The sequence below is a fragment of the Methanosarcina sp. A14 genome, assembly GCF_001729375.1.
GTDB classification, from domain to species: domain Archaea; phylum Halobacteriota; class Methanosarcinia; order Methanosarcinales; family Methanosarcinaceae; genus Methanosarcina; species Methanosarcina barkeri.
On the sequence record NZ_LZPK01000015.1, the window covers coordinates 1 to 16,991 of the forward strand.

The window sequence follows — 16,991 nt, forward strand, 5'->3', positions numbered from 1 at the left end:
GCTAATTTGAGATTCTCTAATAAGTATTAGTGATAATGGAATACCTATAAGTGCTTTCTTGCATAATTTCCATGATATTTTTGCATTTATGCGGATCGTTATTAATATTTTGTATATATAAGAGCCGATCCCAAAACCTATTTTATTCTAAATCACTATGAGTTTTCAGGATCAGTTTAATGATTAGGTATTCAACTGACTGTTCCACATACGAAATTCAAAAATCAAATTTTGAGTTTCAGGATAGGCTCATAATATTATGTGTTATATTCAGAATATATTCAGAATATATCCAGGGCTTAATAAGCAAACATGCCTTTAAGAGGCCAGTGAAATTTATATGGCTAAGAAAGCAGTGGTTATAAACGGTGATAGCATAAGTCCGTAACTGGTTGATGCAATACTAAAAGTAGCTGATGGAGCAGGCACCAATCTCGAATTTATTAGATGTGATGCTGGCGCAGGCTGATGGAAACATAATAGGGGCAACGCCCTGGTCCTTGATAGGGTATGGAATGTCCTTGACAGTTCAGATGCATGTTTTAAGGGTCTAACCACAACTCTCTGAGGTTGTAGGAGCACTAAGAAATATTGCTGTATCCATTAGAAGCGCACTCTCTAGTGAATGTTCACTCTATCAAGGCATTTCCAACACTACAAGTCTTCTCAATGATATTGATTTTGTATGTGTCTGTGAAGATACCGAGGAATTTTATATGGGTGAAGAGATCAAGCTCACTGACGATGTTTCTATTACTATATGAAAGACCCAGCCGCCTATATGAAAGACCAGTCGTATTTCAGGTGTCAGGGTCTCAAGTATGCTTATCAGGAAAAAAGAGATGCAACTTCGATATGATGTGGAAAGAAAGCTGAGGATTTAGGTATTTTTGAGTGTTTGAGATAGATTTATGATAGTTAGAACAAAAATGGTAGTTAAAACAAAAATAATAGTTAAAACAAAAATAATAGTTAAAACAAAAATAATAGTTAAAACAAAAGTAATAGTTAAAACAAAAAGGAGACAAAATAAGAAAAATGCTGAGTTTAAATCAACAGCCTGTTTTCTAAGGTATTTATTTCTTTTTATTTCCTTTTAAGTAATTGCTATTTATACATGTAATATCTTCTCAAGTAATTGCTTTATACGTGCAATATTTTCTCAAATAATACTTTATATGTAAAATATACTTTCAACATACCAGACATTGCATTATCATACTGCTTTGCTGTGAGAATCATTCTTTGCTATAGCAAGTATTTACGCTGTTAAGCTCTGGTTACTTCTTTGCTATAGCAAAAATTTACATTGCTAAGCTCTGGTCACGCTTGAAATCATCAGGTGCTTAATCTAATACTATTTAACAAATTAACGAAAAACGCAATTTTCGGGGACTATTATGAGAATAGCTATACTTAATAAAGATAAGTGTCAGCCCAGACAGTGTAGTAAGGAGTGCGAGAAATACTGTCCTAGAGTTCGAACAGGGGATGAGACGATTGTTTTTGAAGAAGACGGAAAGCCCGTAATTTCCGAAGAATTATGTGTAGGTTGCGGAATTTGCGTCCACAAATGCCCTTTTAAAGCCATTATGATCATAGGGCTTCCTGAAACTCTGACGGAGCCTACTCATAGGTACGGAGTAAATGGTTTTGCTCTCTTCGGATTGCCTGTACCCAGGGTAGGAAAAGTAACAGGGATTCTCGGCCCTAACGGGATAGGAAAAAGTACGTCCGTCCAGATCCTTTCAGGAACTTTGGTCCCTAATTTCGGACAGGAAAAAGGCGATTGGGATACTGTTCTTGAACACTATGCCGGAACTGCACTTTACGATTACTTTAAAGATGTCGTGGATGGTAAAGTTCGGGTTTCCCAAAAACCCCAGTACGTGGACCTCATTCCTAAAGCTTTCAAAGGAAAAACCTCCGAACTGCTTGAAAATACCGATGAAAGAGGAGTCCTTGATGAGCTTATCGACTATCTCGATTTAAAAAACATAGTTGACAGGAAAATCTCGGAATTGAGTGGTGGAGAGCTGCAGCGTGTAGCAATAGCAGCATGTGCGGCAAAGGATGCTCAGTTCTACTTCTTTGATGAAATTAGCCCCTACCTTGATATCTACCAGAGGATTAACGTCGCCCGCCTGATCCAGGATATCTCAAAGGACAGGACTGTGCTCGTAGTAGAGCATGACCTTGCACTTCTGGACATGCTCGCAGACGTCATTCACATTGCCTACGGAGAGCCTGCAGGTTTCGGTGTGGTTACTCTTCCGAAGAGTGTACGTGTGGGAATTAACCAGTACCTCAAAGGCTATCTCCCTGAAGAAAATATAAGGATCCGGCCTGAGGCCATCAAGTTTGAAGTCCATCCTCCAAGAGAAGACTACCAGTTAAGGTCTATGGTTACCTTTAATGGTTTTTCAAAGAAATTTGGAGACGGCTTTTCCCTGAAAGCCACAGGCGGCAGTCTTCGAGAAGGCGAGGTGCTAGGGATAGTGGGCCCTAACGGGATAGGAAAGTCAACCTTCGTAAAAGTACTTGCAGGAGAAATCAAACCTGAAGAGGGTGATCCAGGCATAGATGTCAAGATTTCTTACAAGCCTCAGTATATTAAAGCCGACATCCCTGTGCGCGTACAGGACTTCCTGCGCGGGATCTCAAAGCATTTTGGAACCAGCTACTACGAGGTAGAGATTTCAAACCCACTCCAGCTTGATAAGATATATGACAACATGCTTACAGACCTTAGTGGTGGAGAACTGCAAAGAGTTGCGATTGCAGCCTGCCTTTCTCAGGAAGCCGACCTCTATATCCTGGACGAACCAAGTGCCCATCTGGACGTGGAACAGCGTTCCATGGTCACAAAAGTCCTCAACCGCTTTGCCGAAAACAACAATAAGACAGCCCTTGTCGTAGACCACGATATCTACATGATAGATATGCTAAGCCAGAGACTCGTTGTTTTTGAAGGCAAGCCTTCAGTATACGGTGAAGCGCATGGCCCGTTCAGCATGGAAGACGGTATGAACAGATTCCTGAAAAACCTGGGTATAACTTTCCGTAGGGATGAGGAAACAAGGCGTCCACGTGTGAATAATCTGGGCTCAAGGCTTGATCGGGAGCAAAAAGAGAGCGGAAATTACTATTACTCAGCAGGTGATTAAATTCTGTATCTCTAAATGATATCAGTAAGTGATATCTAGTAAGTGATGTCCAGTAAGTGATGTCCAGTAAGTGATGTCCAGTAAGTGATGTTCAGCAAGTGATGTCCAGTAAGTGAAGTCTAGATCACGTTCAAAAAATCTCAATGAATCCGGATTCCCTTAACAGAGGGCTCAGATTTTGAAGATAAGATTTTTCGATACTGGCGTGCAATTCCAAAATAGTTTTTATCCAATGTGTGAGTGTCTGATTTTCAATGAAGATAGAAAGTCTTGATCTGCCCGATGAAGTAAAGCAGTTTTATCTCGATTCCGGAATTATGGAACTTTATCCCCCTCAGGCCGAAGCCGTGGAAAAAGGGCTGCTTAAAGGAAGAAACCTGCTTGCTGCAATCCCTACAGCTTCAGGGAAGACTCTCCTTGCCGAGCTTGCAATGTTGAAATCCATCCTTGCAGGAGGAAAAGCACTCTATATCGTGCCTCTTAGAGCTCTTGCTTCCGAGAAATTCAGGCGTTTTCGGGAGTTTTCAGAACTTGGAATAAGGGTAGGGATCTCTACAGGGGACTATGACCTGCGGGACGAGGGACTCGGAGTAAACGACATTATTGTTGCAACCTCCGAGAAAACCGATTCTCTGCTCAGAAACGAGACCGTCTGGATGCAGGAAATTTCGGTTGTTGTGGCAGACGAGGTGCATCTGATAGACTCGCCGGACAGGGGCCCAACGCTTGAGGTTACCCTTGCAAAGCTTCGGAAAATGAACCCTTCCTGCCAGATCCTTGCATTATCTGCAACTGTCGGGAATGCCGACGAACTCGCAGCCTGGCTGGAAGCCGAGCTTGTAGTAAGTGAATGGAGGCCTACTGAGCTTCTTGAAGGAGTATTCTTTAATGGGACCTTCTATTGCAAAGATAGGGAAAAAGCTGTTGAGCAGCCCACAAAAGACAATGCTGTAAACCTTGCGCTGGATACCCTCAAAAAAGGCGGACAATGCCTGGTTTTCGAAAGCAGCAGAAAAAACTGCATGGCTTTTGCAAAAAAAGCAGCTTCAACTGTTAAAAAGATACTCTCAGCCGAAGACAGAAATGTACTTGCAGGAATTGCAGACGAGATCCTTGAAAACAGTGAAACCGATACTTCAACGAACCTTGCAGCTTGTATTCGTTCAGGCACGGCTTTTCACCATGCAGGTCTTACCACGCCTTTAAGAGAACTTGTGGAGGACGGTTTCAGGGCTGGAAAGATAAAGTTGATTTCGAGCACGCCTACCCTTGCAGCCGGGCTTAACCTGCCTGCACGGCGTGTAATTATCCGAAATTATCGACGCTATTCCTCTGAAGACGGAATGCAGCCTATTCCTGTGCTCGAGTACAAACAGATGGCAGGCAGGGCAGGCAGGCCAAGGCTTGACCCATACGGAGAAGCTGTACTTGTTGCAAAATCATATAAGGAGTTTGTTTTCCTTTTTGAAAACTATATCGAAGCCAACGCCGAAGATATCTGGTCCAAGCTCGGAACCGAAAATGCTCTCAGGACCCATGTGCTCTCTACGATCTCTAACGGTTTTGCGCGGACATATGATGAACTCATGGATTTTCTTGAAGCAACATTTTTCGCTTTTCAGTACTCGAACTTCGGGCTTTCTACGGTTGTAAAAGAATGCCTTAACTTTTTGCGTCAGGAAGGGATGCTTGAGAAAGACGATGACCTTATTCCTACAAGCTTCGGAAAGCTTGTTTCAAGACTCTATATCGACCCCCTGTCAGCCACCAGGATTGCAAGGGGCCTGAAAGAGACAAAGAGCCTGAGTGAGCTTACTCTGCTGCATCTGGTGTGCAGCACACCTGACATGCGCCTGCTTTACATGCGGAGCCATGATTATCAGGGTATCAATGATTATGTAATGGCTCATGTGAGCGAGTTTGTAAAGGTGCCCAGTCCCTTCGATACTACGGAATATGAATGGTTCCTTGGGGAAGTCAAGACTTCCCTCCTTCTGCTTGACTGGGTCCATGAAAAATCTGAAAACGAAATTTGCTTAAAGTTTGGCACCGGGGAAGGTGACATTCATTCAATTGCGGATATTGCAGAATGGATAATGCACGTCACCTCTCAACTTGCCGGGCTCCTTGACCTCAAAGGTGCAAAAGAAGCCGCAGAACTTGAAAAGAGGATACATTACGGAGCAGCCCCTGAACTTATGGATCTGCTCAATATCAGAGGTATAGGGCGCGTGAGAGCAAGGAAACTCTATGAGGCAGGCTTCAAATCCTCAGCAGAGCTTGCAGGAGTTGATCCTGAGAAAGTTGCTGCTCTTCTTGGGCCAAAAATTGCAGACCGGATTTTCAAGCAGATCAGGAGCAAAGGAGCATTTTCTGGAATTATTGAGTCTAAGCCTCCTGAGAAAAGTCCGTATTCAGGGCAAAAAACAATTAGTGATTATTGATTTTACCTGCTTTATTTATTTTAATTTTACAAATCAGATATTCTTTACGGTTTATCTCTATTAATGGGCTCAGTAAGGGATAAAATATTAAATGAGAGCAGGGATTTAATTGAATCGGATTATCAAGTTAACCAATTATCTTCTTATTCGGTTCTCAGATTACCGATTACTAATTTGTAATAGAGTCAGTTTAATTGGATTTGAATAATCAGTTAATATTGGATTTGAATAATCAGTTAATATTGGATTTGAGTAGTCAGTTTATATCGGATTTGAGTAGTCAATTTATATCAAATTTCAGATTTCAACCTGTATCAGGTTCTGTCAGGTTCTTTCAGAGATGGTCATGATGTTATTCAAAAAGTTGTCTGATGTTTCGGAAGCTGAAATGCAAAAATTAGTCTCCCGGGGTTCCGGGCTTGAGGATGTAGCGAAAACCGTTTCAACCGTGCTTTCCGATGTGCGTACCAGAGGAGATTCCGCGCTCAGGGAATATACGGCTAAATTCGATAAAGTAGAACTTGCAAACTTTGAGGTAAGTAAGGAGGAATTTCAACAGGCTCTTTCCGGCATAAGTCCCGAACTTCTGGATCACCTTAAGTCTGCAGCTGCAAACATACGGGCTTTCCATGAAGCTCAGCTCCCGAAAGCTACCTGGTTTATGGAACTCAAACCAGGGATCGTGCTGGGTCAAAAAGCAACGCCTCTGGAAAGTGTGGGTGCATATGCTCCTGGAGGGCGGGCATCCTATCCTTCAACCGTACTCATGACTGTAATTCCTGCCAGGGTTGCAGGTGTGGAGCAGGTTATAGTCTGTACACCTCCAAGACAGGACGGCTCCGTACACCCGCTTACGCTTGCCGCTGCAAAGGTTGCGGGAGCGGATAAAGTGTTCAAGCTAGGAGGCGTGCAGGCTATAGGAGCAATGGCTTATGGGACTGAAACGGTTCCTAAGGTGGATAAAATCGTAGGACCTGGAAATGTTTTTGTCACAGCTGCCAAAATGCAGATCAGGGATGTTGCAGAAATTGATTTTCCGGCTGGCCCAAGCGAGGTGCTCATTATTGCAGATGAGTCCGCAGATGCCGTCATGGTCGCCTCGGATATTCTTGCACAGTCCGAACACGATCCAAATTCAGTTTCAATACTCGTCACAGGTTCGGATACGCTGGCAGAAGCTGTAAAAAGAGAGGTTCTGGTTCAGGCGGAACAGGCTGCAAGAAGCAGTATTATAAAGGCTTCTCTTGAAAATGCCGCAATTCTTATTGCAGATTCCCTGGAACAGTGTATTGGCTTTAGCAATAAATTTGCTCCCGAACACCTTGAGATTATGGTATCGGACCCGGATTTCGTACTTGATAGGATTAAAAATGCAGGATCGATTTTTATAGGAAACTATTCTCCTGTCCCTGTTGGGGATTATGCCTCAGGGACAAATCACGTACTTCCTACATCTGGATATGCCAGAGTTTATTCTGGTCTGAATATAAACCATTTTATTAAATACTCAAGTATTCAGAGAATCAGCAAGAGTGGGCTTGAAAGTCTGAAAGAAACTGTAATCGCATTAGCCGAGGAAGAGGGTCTACAGGCACATGCTGATGCTATTAGAACTCGTTTTGGGTATAAACCTTCTAAATAATATATTGGCTAATCGATATGTATTTAAAATGTAAATGCGTAAACAAAATTTGATTTTTAAATAAATGAAAATCTAATATTAAATAAGGAGTGGGGATAGTATGAAAATAAGAGTAGTTAGTTCACGGGAGGAAATTCCTACCCTGAACCCGAACGAAAAGGTTATCCATCTTGCTTTCAGACCGTCTAACAAGGATGTATTCATGCTTGCGGAAACATGTCCGAAAATTGAAGCTATACAGCTTCCTAAATCTTACAGAAGGACGGTTTCCAAGTCAATTGAAATGTTCCTGGAGATGCAGAAGATAAATCTTCTGGAAGGCGATGTATGGGGACACAGAAAAGACATAAACGAATATTATAATGTCTCTCAGAATGTTCTGGAGAAAATACAGGAATTAAAAGCCGATCGCTTTACCAATGAAGTTATTGCTGAAAAGCTTTCTAGGGAAAGTAAATTGAATTCGGATATGATCCTGTATATCCTGAGCAAAAAAATTGTGGATTAATCTGTTAATTCTTTCGCCATCTTCTGGGTGTATTTTCAGGATATGATCTTTTTCAGATCTTATCCTGTGAAAAGTGGTGGACAGGAATGGAATAAATGGACATTTCTTTGAACAGGAGTAAATTGACAGATATCCAAACAGGAATCGAGAGACGTAAAATAATCTAAAATAATAAAATAACCTGAAATAACCTAAAATAATAAAATAACCTGAAATAACCTAAAATATCTTAAAATAACCTAAAATAACTTAAAATAATATAAAATAACTTAAAATAGCTTAAAATAACCTAAAGTAATCAAAACTGTTGTATCCTGAAATGATTTCGCAGATTCAAAACCATTTGAAAGTTCAATACACGATGCAACAACAGGCGATGCAAAAAGTTAAACACTGGTAAACTCCAATTCCATTTTGGTACTTTGGAATAATCATATAAAAGGAACCATGTAAAAGAAACAAATTCGACGTTGAATTAAAATGGTGGGTCACCTAATAGATAGATAATGCAATAAAAAAATCAAAAAGGCGAAATAATTTTGGGATAAAACAGATCCATCATATTTTTGTATCCTCTTCAAATTCAATGGAGAATTTTCCAACTAGAAAAAGGTGCAACAATATACTACACAGTTATAAAGTTAAATGCATCGCTTGAGGTTGTTTTTCAAACTTGGTTAAATTCTTAAATTATTAGTTAATACATGAAATTTACATTTACCCAGACAAGTTGAAGAGTATATAAAAAAAGATTATATAAAAAAGAGTATATAAAAAAGAGTATATAAAAAAGAGTATAAAAAAAGAGTATATAAAAAAGATTATATAAAAAGAGTATATAAAAAGTTCATTGAGTGAAAATTGAAATTGAGATATTTCCACTCAATTTGAAGAAGATACTAATAATTTTTAAATTATTGATACAATTATTGACGATTTAATCCATATAAATTGACTCTGTAGGATGCTCTGAAATAACAAATTTCACTAATTACACACTAATTACACACTAATTTTAGCTTGAACAGCCAGATATATCTTTACTTATTTAATTTTAGCTTTTTAATACGAATTTATATATATTTACTACAAAGTGTATAACAAAATAGAAGCGAAGTTTAATCTTTGTTTTACTAATCCTGACCACTATTTCTAATCATCAATTCGTGATCGTCGTCTTTTTGTCTATGATTTTGAAAATGACCTGCCTTGATATACTACATAATCCTCGGCTGAAATAAACGTATTTATATTCCAATGTGCAGTTATAAATCTGATCAAGAATGAAGTTTGACACTATAATACGCAGTTTTTTAATAGCCATTTTAGTACCACTTATAGCATTAATTTTAGAAGGAGCTTACTATGGACTACGTCTTGGGAATACTGATGTTCTCACTGCTGGTTTTGTCAATAACTATTCTGATTTAACCAGCCCCTTAAACATAATATTCCTTGCTATGATATTCGTCTTAACACTCGTAATAGCCTTAAGTAAGATATCTAAAAAAGAAAGGCCGTAAAAATATAGAAAGTAAAGGTTCAAAAAGATTATAAAAACAGGAAAATTCGACTATGAGTATAGTGGATTAAATCTGACAAAAAAGCTCATCAGCTTTGCAGTACCAAACCTAATACAATATTTTTCTCAGTTTTCGAAAAGCTGTCAAGAAATTTGTTATATAAAACTATTGCATTTTTAATTTCGTTTTTGCAGCGTATCTGAATATATCATTTTTTATTCAGCCTAAAGTACAGGTTACAACCTAGAATTTGCGCTGGACTGGAATGATAAATTTGAGGTCTCAATATCGGTTATCATAGTAATTATATAAAAATATGGATAAAACTCCCTGTGCCAGGATTAAAAAACCGAAAAGACAAAGCATCCAGAATTCTGCGCCCATGAAACCCAATATAAATACTATAACAGTATTTAGATATAGCATATATTCATTTGTTTTGGACCCGGCTTTTTCCCTGATGAGGGTATTTCTTTCGTCTTTCATTTCAATTTTGAGTTGTTTCTCCGCTTTTGTGGAGTCTTTAATTGCGAAAATCTTTAAAATGTTGTCAACTGAATGTCCGAATATCAGTAATGCTATTACAAGTGGAATAATAACCCTAATATCCCTGCCATATAATTTTATAGCAAATAAACATCCTATAATAATTCCTGCACTTATCCCAACTAATATATAATTTTTAACTTGACTGTTAATTTTTATCATTTTTTTCCTCCTCATAAATGAAGATTTCTTCAATTGTAGTGTTGAAATATCTGGCAAGTTTAAAGGCTAAAATGATAGACGGGTTATATCTTCCATTTTCTAGAGAACCTATTGTTTGCCTGGAAACTTCCAGCGCTTCAGCGAGTTCTTCCTGCTTGATTCCTTTTTGTTTTCGTAATATTTCCAGCCTATTTTTCAAACTGGGATCTCCCTTAATGGAAAGTAAGCTTTCCATTTATGGAAAGTAAGCTTTCCATATACTTAATGGTATCGCTCTCAAGAATGTAATGTATACTTTCCATAATTTAGTAAAAATAGAAAAATGTCAAATAATAGAAAAATGCCAAATTTCAATGGTTGTCCAGCCAACCACAAATTTTGATTAGTCATAAAAAACTAAACTTAAAATTGAGGAACTTTATCCTCTACCTTCAAAGTTTTTCAGTAAAACTAATTTACAAAATATAACTTACAAAAACCAACTTGCAAAATAGAACTTACGAAAACTAATTTAAAAAATAACTTACAGAGCCGAAAAGACAGAGTTCTTCTTTTCAAGCTGAATGTGGTGTGCTGGACAAAAGAATTTGGATTTTGAATCATCAGATTCTTCAAAATTAACTGAACTTTTCTGAATTAACTGAACTTTTCTGAATTAACTGAACTTTCCAATAAGCGCGCTTATGCTTTCACTCGTAACCATACCTATAACTCGGTTTTCAGAATCGATTACAGGAAGCGCGGAAATCGAGTAATCTTCCATTATTGAGGATGCAGTCTCGATTTTATCACCTGAGAATACGTATTTCACGTCGCGGGTAATGATCTCATTCAGCTCGGTGATTTTGCAGGCAACGGCTTTTGTAATATCCCAGGAAGTGACTATGCCTTCAAGCTTTTCGTCCTCTGAGATTACAGGCAGATGGTTCACTTTCTTTTTTACCATAAGGGTTGAAGCGTTTTCAATCGTTTCGTTTCTAGAAACCGAATAGAAGTTCCGGTACATGATGTCACTTACAAGAATCTGTGAAAGAAAGCCCCTTATAAGGTAATTGAGCTGCCCTTCTTCAAGCAAAAAAGCATCATGCCCATACTGAGACCTGATTTCCTCGTATTTGGCATCAACCCCGTTTGCAGTAAGTGCAGATACGATTTCCTGAGATTGATATGGAGGATAGAGCCAGTCCGAGGTTATGGAAATCACAAGGTATTTTGCAGTAACTCCTGAAAGACCTTCTATTAGAGACCCATTTTTTGAAAGGTCAAAGAAATCCACGGCTTTTGTGATATAAAGATATGAGTTGGCATCAAAACGCTTTGTAAAAGTATCTCCCTGGTGATTCAGGTAGCTTTCAACCTGGAAATTCGAGGAATGGTCAGAAAAGGTTTCTGAAGAGACTTCTGGAGAGACTTCTGGAGAGACTTCTGAAGAGATTTCCGGAGCGGCTTCTGAAGAAGTTTTCGGTAGATTCGGGCCTGCTTTCTCCTGCTGAGCTCTCCCAAACTTCTTTTGCATCGAAGCATCGCTTAAGTATGTAATATGGCCTATCATGCGGGCAAGCGCCAGGCCCTGTGCAGGAGTTTTCTTTCCGTAATAGTTACCTCCATTCCACTTTGGATCATCTGTTATTGCTTTTCTACCAATTGCTCCAAATGCGATTTGCTGAGGGGTTGTGGACGCAGTTGTTGCGATTGCAATTGCTTTTTTAACCATTTCAGGATAACTGACCGTCCATTGAAGCACCTGCATTCCGCCCATTGAGCCACCTGTAACTGCAAAAAGCTGTTTTATTCCCAGGTGCTCGACAAGCTTTTTCTGGGCATTTACCATATCCACGATAGTAAGTACAGGAAAAGAAATACCGTAGGGTTTTCCTGTTTCTGGGTTAATAGAAGAAGGACCTGTAGAACCTTTACAGCCTCCAATAATGTTTGAACAGACAATGCAATATCTTTCCGTATCAAATGCCTTATTCGGGCCAATTACAATGTTCCACCAGCCCGGCTTTTTGTCCCCTGCATGAAATCCGGCAGCATGAGCATCGCCTGTAAGGGCATGGCAGACTAGGATAACATTGCTCTTATCCGCGTTCATCTTCCCGTACATCTCGTACTCTATCCTGACATGGGAAAGAGTCTTTCCACTCTCGAGCCTGAAAATTCCAGGAATTTCATAGTTCATTGAACGGACTATCCCAAGATTCTGGCCTTTTTTTCCCGAAAAAAGGTTTTTAAAGGAAGGAACCTGGGTCGAGATTTCCATACTCATACCTCGGAGAGTGCCTGATCAATATCGGAAATAAGGTCCTTTGCATCCTCAATTCCTATGGAAAGCCTGATAAAGTCCTCAGTTACTCCACAGGCTGCCTGCTCTTCCTTTGATAGTTGTTCATGGGTGGTTGAAGCCGGATGAATTACAAGACTTTTTGCATCTCCGATATTTGCAAGGTGGGAAAAGATCTCAAGCCCTTCAATAAACTTTTTACATTCTATGGCTCCACCCTTGATCCCAAAGCCTATTAGTGCGCCGAAACCTGATTTAAGGTATTTCTTTGCAAGTTCATGGCTGCAATGGGATTCAAGCCCAGGATACGAAACCCAGGAAACCTTAGGATGCTTTTCCAGGAATTTTGCAATCTCCAGGGCGTTATCACAGTGTTTTTTCATTCTGAGAGGCAGAGTTTCAAGCCCCAGGGTAAAGAGGAATGAATTAAAAGGAGAAATGCATGCTCCAGTGTCTCTGACAAACTGCACCCTTGCTTTTGCGATAAAGGAAGCCTTTCCAAAGGCTTCCTTATACTTCAGGCCGTGGTACCCGGGATCAGGTTCGCAAATCTCAGGGAATTTTTCAGGTTTCCAGTCAAAGTTTCCTGAGTCAACAATTACCCCTCCTATAGAAGTCCCGTGACCTCCTATGAATTTTGTTGCTGAATATACGACTATATCTACCCCATGATCAATTGGCCGTAAGATCAAAGGAGAAACAGTATTGTCTACAACAAGTGGAATTCCTGCGCCATGAGCGATTTCTGCGAGTTTCTCAAAATCAGGGATATCAAGCCCGGGATTTCCTATTGATTCCACATAGATGGCTTTTGTTTTTTCCGAGATTGCATTTTTGAATTCTTCAGGCTTCCCGACGTCTACAAATTTTACGTTTCTTCCGAGCTTTGGGAAAGTATAATTGAAAAGCTCGTAGGTTCCTCCGTAAAGCTTGTCCCCTGAAATAATCTCATCTCCGGGCTTTGTGAAAGTGAGAAGTGCGGTTGTAATTGCAGCCATTCCTGAGGCTACTGCAAGGGCACCTATGCCTCCTTCAAGGGCAGCTATTCTTTTCTCAAAGACATCGGTTGTGGGGTTCATAAGGCGGGTATAAATATTGCCTTCTTTCCTGAGCCCAAAAAGATCGGCAGCTTCCTCAGCATCCTTAAATACATACGCTGCGGTCTGATAAATCGGAACCGACCTTGCTCCTGTAACCGGATCGGGTTTTGCGCCTGCATGCACGGCAAGAGTAGAAACTCCCAGGCTTTCAGACTTATTTTTTTTCCTGCTTTCTTTTGTCTGAATTTCTTTTGTCTGAATTTCTTTTGTCTGAATTTCTTTTGTCTGAATTTCCCGATTTTCCTTGCCTTCTTTTTCGTTCCGATTTCTGTTTTTGTCCGTCATTCTATCTTATCTCCAGCCTTATCCCCAGTCCAAATTTTTTTGATATCCGTCAGGCTATTTCTCGAAGTTTTTTTATTCGTCTTTATTCATCCTGATTCGTCGTTATATGACTTATCGTAATCTTTGGAAAAGTCAGGAGTGAGAATCGAACTCACATAATTCCGGGTTGCAGCCGGAAGCATCACCACTCTGCCATCCTGACGATTATTCTCTTTTTGCATGTGTTCACAATCTTCTTGCATACATTCACAATTGTGATTATCTTCACAATCGTGAACCTATTATAAATAACTACCTACTAAATAGCGATGTTAATACAGATAATTATCTATGATAATAAAAGAAAGTATAAATAATTATTGATAATAATCTGCAAACACATATTTTAGAGTTTCAGAAAATCTTTTATAAAAACCATTTTCGTGAAAAGTTAAGGAAAAAGAGCCTTAAGACGTTACCGTTCTCCTGTATACTCTCCTCTCCATACATCAAGATCCGCTAATCTCAAGCATCCTGTTCAGGGCTTTTCTGGCTTTAACCCTTATATTTTCCTGGACATGAATCTCATATTCCAAACTCTGCAAGCTGTTCAGAATAGCCTCGAGAGTTATTTTCTTCATATTGTAGCAAAAAACCTTCTTTGAAGCAGGATAGAACTTCTTATCCGGGTATTTCCTTTTCAGGCTTCGAACAATTTCCCTTTCGGTTCTTATTATAAATTCCGTGAAGCCTGAATTTCCCACCTCCTTTACAATTCCCGAAGTGCTTAGAATCCGGTCTGCAAAGTTAAGGACTTCGATTCTGCACTCGGGATGTTCAAGAAATTCAGCATCAAGATGCAGCTTTTTTAATTTCTGTATATTTTCCTCACTGATGTCATCATGAACATGGCAAAATCCGGGCCAGAGATGTATCTTTTTATCAGTATGAAGAGATACAAAGGCTCCCAGAGTTTTGTCCAGAATAAATATAATCTCCTTGTCTTCAACTGAATTTACTACATTTATAGCGTTTGCCGATATGCAGCAGATATCGGACTCAGCTTTTATAGCCGCCGTCTTATTCTGTCCACGGCTCAAGCCCTTTTTTCTTTAGATAATCGTTAATTGCCTCATGGATCGCCTCTTCTGCAAGCATTGAACAATGCATTTTTATTGGAGGAAGTCCGTCAAGGGCTTCTGCAACGGCTTTGTTTGAAAGTTTCCAGGCTTCTTCAAGAGTTTTTCCTTTAATCATTTCAGTTGCCATACTACTTGATGCGATTGCAGCTCCGCATCCGAAGGTCTGGAACTTCACGTCCGCAATCCGATTATCTTCTACCTTGAGGTAGATTTTCATTATATCTCCGCACTTCGCGTTCCCAACCTCTCCTATACCATCACTGTTCTCAATGCTTCCCATATTTCTTGGATTTGAAAAGTGGTCCATTACTTTAAGGCTGTAATCCATGAGCTGTCCTCCAGTATTGCTTTTCGATTATGTTCTCTCAATTTTAGAATTGTTCAAAAACTACTCAAAAATTATTCAAAATATTCAAAACCTTTCAAAACAACCTCGAATTCCTTCAATATCGTTCACCGTTGCCTGTTAAATACTGCCTTTAAATAGTCCTGTACTCTTTCGTGGTAAGTGGAGACATGTTTCGTAGCTTCTGCACGATCTCAGGTAGAACCTCAAGTACTCTATCCACGTCTTTTTTGGAATTCATCCTTCCAAGGCTGAGTCTGAGTGAACCGTGAACGATTTCGTGTGGGACTCCACAGGCTGTAAGCACGTGTGAGGGTTCGAGAGAAGAAGAGTTACATGCGCTTCCGGTAGATGCAAAAATTCCATTCGCATTCAATAGCAGCAGAAGCGATTCGCCTTCTATGTATTCAAATGTAACATTCACGTTATTTGCAAGCCTCTGTGTAGGATGCCCATTGAGGTGGGTTTTCGGGATTTTCAGAAGACCTTTAATAAGGTGCCCTCTCAGCTCGAGCAGGGTTTTATTTGATTCTTCAATTTCGGCTGTTGCTAGCTCTATAGCTTTTCCAAGGCCCACAATGGAAGGAACGTTCTCGGTTCCGGCCCTTTGTTTTCTTTCCTGAGCCCCACCATGCAGAAAGGTATCTATTTTTGTCCCTTTTCGGATGTAGAGGGCTCCACAGCCCTTTGGACCTTCGAACTTGTGCCCAGAAAGGGAGAGAAGGTCGATATTCATTTTTTTGACATTGATAGGAACATGGCCTATCGCCTGCACAGCGTCCGTATGGAAGTAAATCCGGTTCTCTTTAGCGATTTTTCCGATTTCCTCTACAGGCTGGATTGTACCTATTTCGTTGTTTGCAAGCATTATAGAAATAAGGATAGTGTCATCTCGAATCGCCTTCTTTACTTCCTCAGGAGATACCATTCCGTATTTGTCAACAGGCAGGTATGTTACCTCAAAACCCTGTCTTTCCAGCCAGGCACAAGTGTGCAGGACTGCGTGGTGTTCGATAGAAGAGGTGATTATGTGTTTTCCTTTATTCCGGTTTGCAAAGGCAGTCCCCTTAAGTGCCCAGTTATCGGATTCCGTGCCTCCGGATGTAAAATAGATCTCGTTTTCTTTAGCCCCGAGAGCATTGGCAACCTTTGCTCTTGCTTTGTCTATTGCATGTTTTGAGATTTTTCCGATCTCGTAGATAGAAGAAGGGTTTCCGAAATTTTCGGTCATGTAAGGAAGCATCTCTTCGACAACTTCTTTTCTTACAGGCGTTGTAGCAGAGTTGTCCATGTAAATGGTTTTGTCTTTAATGGTCACACTTGCACCTTCACAATTGTGAATACTCATAACAATTGTGACTATATAAGTTTTATCGTAAAATCTCGCGGAAAAACTTAGAGATATGCAGGGAAAATCCCGGAATCTTTTTGTAAATTTTGTAAATTGTTAAAAATCGAGCCGTTTTCTTGTAAGTTTTATTCCTTCTGAGACCGGCAGGGAATCTTATTATTATTTTTGGTACTGAAAATAATATATATGTACATAGGATATATTCTTCCTCAAGTGTAAAATCTCAAAAAGTGATGGTAATTATGGAAACTCCGTGTCAGAAGATTGTGTGGGATCTGGTCCCCGCAATAAGGGCCAGTCTTGCAATCGAACTTGTAAAAAAAGGACAGTCACAGGCAGCGTCGGCAAAGTTGCTGGGGATTGCCCCGTCGGCAGTTTCCCAGTATATATCGGGAAAACGAGGCTACAAAATTGAGTTTCAGGGTGAGACGAAAGAATTGATCGAAAAGCTTGCTCAGGACCTTATCGATAACAAAGTCAGCGACTTTGTAGTAAGATAGGACTTACGCAGT

General features: G+C 39.9%; 15 protein-coding genes. 7 read left to right on the plus strand and 8 right to left on the minus strand.

The genetic code is table 11. The features are described 5' to 3' along the window. Positions 1–416: 416 nt before the first annotated feature. From A9239_RS19225 to A9239_RS00850, 6 genes are all read left to right on the plus strand, one after another. A complete protein-coding gene (locus tag A9239_RS19225) occupies positions 417–554 on the plus strand; it encodes a hypothetical protein (RefSeq protein ID WP_155396469.1) in 138 nt (45 codons plus the stop codon). A gap of 357 nt (positions 555–911) precedes the next feature. Next, positions 912–1,100 carry a hypothetical protein gene (locus A9239_RS00830; RefSeq protein WP_048118596.1) on the plus strand — a complete coding sequence of 63 codons (189 nt, stop codon included), beginning with the start codon at positions 912–914 and terminating at the stop codon, positions 1,098–1,100. 300 nt (positions 1,101–1,400) lie between these two features. Further along, on the plus strand, positions 1,401–3,167 hold the full coding sequence (locus A9239_RS00835) for a ribosome biogenesis/translation initiation ATPase RLI (protein WP_048118599.1): 1,767 nt from the start codon (positions 1,401–1,403) through the stop codon (positions 3,165–3,167). A gap of 254 nt (positions 3,168–3,421) precedes the next feature. Then, positions 3,422–5,611: an ATP-dependent DNA helicase gene (locus tag A9239_RS00840; protein ID WP_048155131.1), complete on the plus strand. Its 2,190-nt coding sequence runs from the start codon at positions 3,422–3,424 to the stop codon at positions 5,609–5,611. A 340-nt stretch (positions 5,612–5,951) separates the two neighbouring features. After that, the gene (gene hisD, locus A9239_RS00845) at positions 5,952–7,253 is read left to right on the plus strand and encodes a histidinol dehydrogenase (protein WP_048118604.1); all 1,302 of its coding nucleotides are present in this window, start codon (positions 5,952–5,954) and stop codon (positions 7,251–7,253) included. 100 nt (positions 7,254–7,353) lie between these two features. Continuing rightward, positions 7,354–7,761: a DUF1699 family protein gene (locus tag A9239_RS00850; protein WP_048118606.1), complete on the plus strand. Its 408-nt coding sequence runs from the start codon at positions 7,354–7,356 to the stop codon at positions 7,759–7,761. Positions 7,762–9,566: 1,805 nt separating this feature from the next. Here the strand turns inward: A9239_RS00850 and A9239_RS00855 are convergent. From A9239_RS00855 to nifS, 8 genes are all read right to left on the minus strand, one after another. Further along, complete coding sequence (locus A9239_RS00855) at positions 9,567–9,992, minus strand: hypothetical protein (RefSeq protein WP_048118609.1); 426 nt, start codon at positions 9,990–9,992, stop codon at positions 9,567–9,569. Beyond that, on the minus strand, positions 9,979–10,191 hold the full coding sequence (locus tag A9239_RS00860) for a helix-turn-helix transcriptional regulator (protein WP_048106925.1): 213 nt from the start codon (positions 10,189–10,191) through the stop codon (positions 9,979–9,981). The genes A9239_RS00855 and A9239_RS00860 overlap by 14 nt, the downstream gene beginning before the upstream one ends. A 456-nt stretch (positions 10,192–10,647) precedes the next feature. Continuing rightward, positions 10,648–12,255, minus strand: coding sequence for a homoserine O-acetyltransferase (locus A9239_RS00865; protein WP_048118612.1), 1,608 nt, complete (start codon positions 12,253–12,255; stop codon positions 10,648–10,650). Positions 12,256–12,257: 2 nt separating this feature from the next. Next, positions 12,258–13,661 carry an O-acetylhomoserine aminocarboxypropyltransferase/cysteine synthase family protein gene (locus A9239_RS00870; protein ID WP_230629218.1) on the minus strand — a complete coding sequence of 468 codons (1,404 nt, stop codon included), beginning with the start codon at positions 13,659–13,661 and terminating at the stop codon, positions 12,258–12,260. An 86-nt stretch (positions 13,662–13,747) separates the two neighbouring features. Further along, entirely contained in the window at positions 13,748–13,903 is a 156-nt protein-coding gene (locus A9239_RS19230) for a hypothetical protein (RefSeq protein WP_155396470.1), read from the minus strand. A gap of 246 nt (positions 13,904–14,149) precedes the next feature. Beyond that, positions 14,150–14,740: a quinolinate synthase NadA gene (locus A9239_RS00875; RefSeq protein WP_080941488.1), complete on the minus strand. Its 591-nt coding sequence runs from the start codon at positions 14,738–14,740 to the stop codon at positions 14,150–14,152. Continuing rightward, positions 14,721–15,110 (minus strand): Fe-S cluster assembly scaffold protein NifU, encoded by a 390-nt coding sequence (gene nifU / locus A9239_RS00880; protein ID WP_048118615.1) that lies wholly within the window; start codon positions 15,108–15,110, stop codon positions 14,721–14,723. Before nifU ends, A9239_RS00875 begins: the two co-directional genes overlap by 20 nt. Before the next feature lie 151 nt (positions 15,111–15,261). Further along, positions 15,262–16,476 (minus strand): cysteine desulfurase NifS, encoded by a 1,215-nt coding sequence (gene nifS / locus A9239_RS00885; RefSeq protein WP_048118618.1) that lies wholly within the window; start codon positions 16,474–16,476, stop codon positions 15,262–15,264. 245 nt (positions 16,477–16,721) lie between these two features. Between nifS and A9239_RS00890 the strand changes: the two genes are divergently transcribed. Continuing rightward, positions 16,722–16,979, plus strand: coding sequence for a transcriptional regulator (locus A9239_RS00890; RefSeq protein ID WP_048156895.1), 258 nt, complete (start codon positions 16,722–16,724; stop codon positions 16,977–16,979). Positions 16,980–16,991 lie beyond the last annotated feature (12 nt).

Bases quoted from the DNA above. Each gene is read 5' to 3' on its own strand.
- A9239_RS19225 (WP_155396469.1), top strand. From the start codon at position 417: ATGGAGCAGGCACCAATCTCGAATTTATTAGATGTGATGCTGGCGCAG.
- A9239_RS00830 (WP_048118596.1), top strand. From the start codon at position 912: ATGATAGTTAGAACAAAAATGGTAGTTAAAACAAAAATAATAGTTAAA.
- A9239_RS00835 (WP_048118599.1), top strand. From the start codon at position 1,401: ATGAGAATAGCTATACTTAATAAAGATAAGTGTCAGCCCAGACAGTGT.
- A9239_RS00840 (WP_048155131.1), top strand. From the start codon at position 3,422: ATGAAGATAGAAAGTCTTGATCTGCCCGATGAAGTAAAGCAGTTTTAT.
- hisD (WP_048118604.1), top strand. From the start codon at position 5,952: ATGGTCATGATGTTATTCAAAAAGTTGTCTGATGTTTCGGAAGCTGAA.
- A9239_RS00850 (WP_048118606.1), top strand. From the start codon at position 7,354: ATGAAAATAAGAGTAGTTAGTTCACGGGAGGAAATTCCTACCCTGAAC.
- A9239_RS00855 (WP_048118609.1), bottom strand. From the start codon at position 9,992: ATGATAAAAATTAACAGTCAAGTTAAAAATTATATATTAGTTGGGATA.
- A9239_RS00865 (WP_048118612.1), bottom strand. From the start codon at position 12,255: ATGGAAATCTCGACCCAGGTTCCTTCCTTTAAAAACCTTTTTTCGGGA.
- A9239_RS00870 (WP_230629218.1), bottom strand. From the start codon at position 13,661: ATGACGGACAAAAACAGAAATCGGAACGAAAAAGAAGGCAAGGAAAAT.
- A9239_RS19230 (WP_155396470.1), bottom strand. From the start codon at position 13,903: ATGCAAGAAGATTGTGAACACATGCAAAAAGAGAATAATCGTCAGGAT.
- nifU (WP_048118615.1), bottom strand. From the start codon at position 15,110: ATGGATTACAGCCTTAAAGTAATGGACCACTTTTCAAATCCAAGAAAT.
- nifS (WP_048118618.1), bottom strand. From the start codon at position 16,476: ATGAGTATTCACAATTGTGAAGGTGCAAGTGTGACCATTAAAGACAAA.
- A9239_RS00890 (WP_048156895.1), top strand. From the start codon at position 16,722: ATGGAAACTCCGTGTCAGAAGATTGTGTGGGATCTGGTCCCCGCAATA.